The 2,498-nt window shown below is 49.8% G+C and carries 2 protein-coding genes and 1 pseudogene; all 3 read left to right on the forward strand.

Annotated features, from left to right (window positions below):
- A pseudogene (locus ABYW01_RS19240) lies at nt 1-465 on the forward strand (ribonucleotide-diphosphate reductase subunit alpha); the annotation flags it as partial.
- A gap of 105 nt (nt 466-570) precedes the next feature.
- Nucleotides 571-1,701 carry a class Ia ribonucleoside-diphosphate reductase subunit beta gene (gene nrdB, locus ABYW01_RS19245; protein ID WP_372835949.1) on the forward strand — a complete coding sequence of 377 codons (1,131 nt, stop codon included), beginning with the start codon at nt 571-573 and terminating at the stop codon, nt 1,699-1,701.
- Nucleotides 1,702-1,720: 19 nt separating this feature from the next.
- Nucleotides 1,721-1,987 carry a class I ribonucleotide reductase maintenance protein YfaE gene (gene yfaE, locus ABYW01_RS19250; RefSeq protein WP_372835951.1) on the forward strand — a complete coding sequence of 89 codons (267 nt, stop codon included), beginning with the start codon at nt 1,721-1,723 and terminating at the stop codon, nt 1,985-1,987.
- Nucleotides 1,988-2,498: the final 511 nt, after the last annotated feature.

Consider the following 2,498-nt stretch of genomic DNA (forward strand, 5'->3'; position numbering starts at 1 on the left):
ACCCTGCGCGAAGATATCCGTGAGTTCGGCCTGCGCAACAGTACTCTGACTGCGTTGATGCCGTGTGAGACCTCGTCTCAGATCACCAACTCCACCAATGGCATCGAGCCACCACGTGGTTTTGTATCGGTAAAGGCAAGCAAGGATGGCATTATGAAACAGGTTGTGCCGGACTACACCGAGCTGAAGAACCAGTACGAGCTGCTGTGGGACATCCCGAACAACAACGGTTACCTGCAGCTGGTGGGTATCATGCAGAAGTTTGTGGACCAGTCTATCTCGGCGAACACCAACTACGATCCATCCCGTTTCCCGGGTGACAAGGTGCCGATGAAACAGCTGCTGCAGGATCTGCTGACCGCATACAAAAACGGTGTTAAGACCCTGTACTACCACAACACCCGTGACGGCGCGACCGATCAGCACGATGACGGCGGCTGCGAAGGCGGTGCTTGTAAGCTTTAATACTGCTTTGCTGTTAGCAGTTACATTCCCCGCATGGCTTACAATCTGTAAGCCATGCATTACCGTACCAGACTTATAGTATCTTTCAGGTAATTCAGGACAACGATGTCGTACTCTACGTTTAGCCATAGCGCCCACGATGCAACCCGAGAGCCAATGTTCTTTGGCCGCAGTGTCAATGTTGCCCGTTATGACAGACAGAAATACCCATTCTTTGAGAAGCTGATCGAAAAGCAGCTTTCCTTCTTCTGGCGTCCGGAGGAGGTGGATCTCAGCACCGACCGTAAAGACTTCATGCAGATGCCAGAGCATGAAAAGCATATCTTCCTGAGTAACCTGAAATACCAGACGCTGCTGGATTCCGTTCAGGGCCGTTCGCCGAACATTGCGTTCCTGCCGATCGTTTCCCTGCCTGAACTGGAAACCTGGTTTGAGACCTGGGCGTTCAGTGAAACGATCCACAGTCGTTCCTACACCCACATTATCCGCAACATCATCACGGAGCCTTCTGAGGTATTCGATACCATCGTTACCAACGAAGAGATCATCAAGCGTGCGGATTCTGTAACCCGTCTGTACGACGAGTTGATTGAGCTGGTGAATGTATACAACACCGTCGGTGAAGGCATACATACCATCGATGGCAAGATCTACGATGTCAGCATGCGTAATCTGAAGCGCAAACTGTACCTGACGCTGGTGACCGTAAACGTGCTGGAAGCGATCCGCTTCTACGTAAGCTTTGCATGCTCCTTTGCGTTTGCAGAGCGTGCGATCATGGAAGGTAATGCCAAAATCATTAAACTGATCGCCCGTGATGAGGCCCTGCACCTCGCGGGAACTCAGCAGATGATCAACATCATGGCATCCGGTGCTGACGATCCGGAGATGAAAGAGATCGCAGCGGAATGTGAAGATCAGGTGTACGAGATCTTCCGTGAAGCGGCTGACCAGGAGCGTGAGTGGGCTAAGTACCTGTTCAAAGACGGTTCCATGATCGGTCTGAACGCACAGATCCTGGGCGACTACGTTGAATACATTACCAACGTCCGCATGAAGGCGCTGAACTTGACGCCTCTCTTCTCTGAGCGACAGAACCCTCTGCCATGGATGAACGCGTGGTTAGTGAGCGACAACGTACAGGTGGCACCGCAGGAGTCCGAGATCAGTTCCTACCTGGTTGGGCAGATCGACAACGAAGTGGATGACAATGATTTTGACGGATTCGATCTCTGAGGAAAAGGAGGATTCCGCCATGTCCGGTATCCCTCGAATTAAGGTAAACAATCATCACACCTTCTATTACCAGTATGAGTTTTCGTTGCTGGACTCGTTGGAAGCGCAGGAGATTGATGCACCCTACAGTTGTCGTGGTGGATACTGCGGCTGCTGCAAAGTGCGTTTGCTGGATGGCGAGGTGACGCAGGTGCAGGATGCGCTGTTTGACTTGCAGGGGGATGAGATCCTTACCTGCTGCTGCATCCCCAAGACCCATATCGAGATCGAAATTCCGGAAGAGTGAAATAAAAATGCCCCTGCAAGCAGCAACTTGCAGGGGCATTAGAATCTTCCTAGGACATCGGAAGCAGTCCTCAGGAAGGCTAACAGAGTTAGCCGACGATTCATCTTGGAACATGGATTATGTCTCTAGCTTCTGTCGGTATCAAGTTGCTTCTTAGATGAAAAGGATCTAGGCCGATGGCGAAGACCAATTCTGGGAAGAAAAAAGTGCATGTACCTGCACATACTCGAAAAACCAAGTCGGGTAAGAAAGTAAAGGTACCGGAGCACTATCGCTCAACCCCAAACTAAAACTTTAGAGACTGAAGAGCCTAGTGTATGCAAATACACCGGGTTTTTTTTATTGCCTGTCGATACTGGGGAAATTATCTCTCCTAGGAGAACGAAAGTTTCAAGCTAAGCAAGCCCTAAGAATCTTTTTCACAGAGAATTTATATGAATTTCCCGGTTGACACTTGTTGTGGTTACTGATCTTTGTGTTTGAATTCTTGTCTGTAAGTTATTGAAAAATG

Origin of the sequence: Pontibacterium sp. (genome assembly GCF_041587635.1) — a bacterium.
Lineage (GTDB): Bacteria > Pseudomonadota > Gammaproteobacteria > Pseudomonadales > Balneatricaceae > Pontibacterium.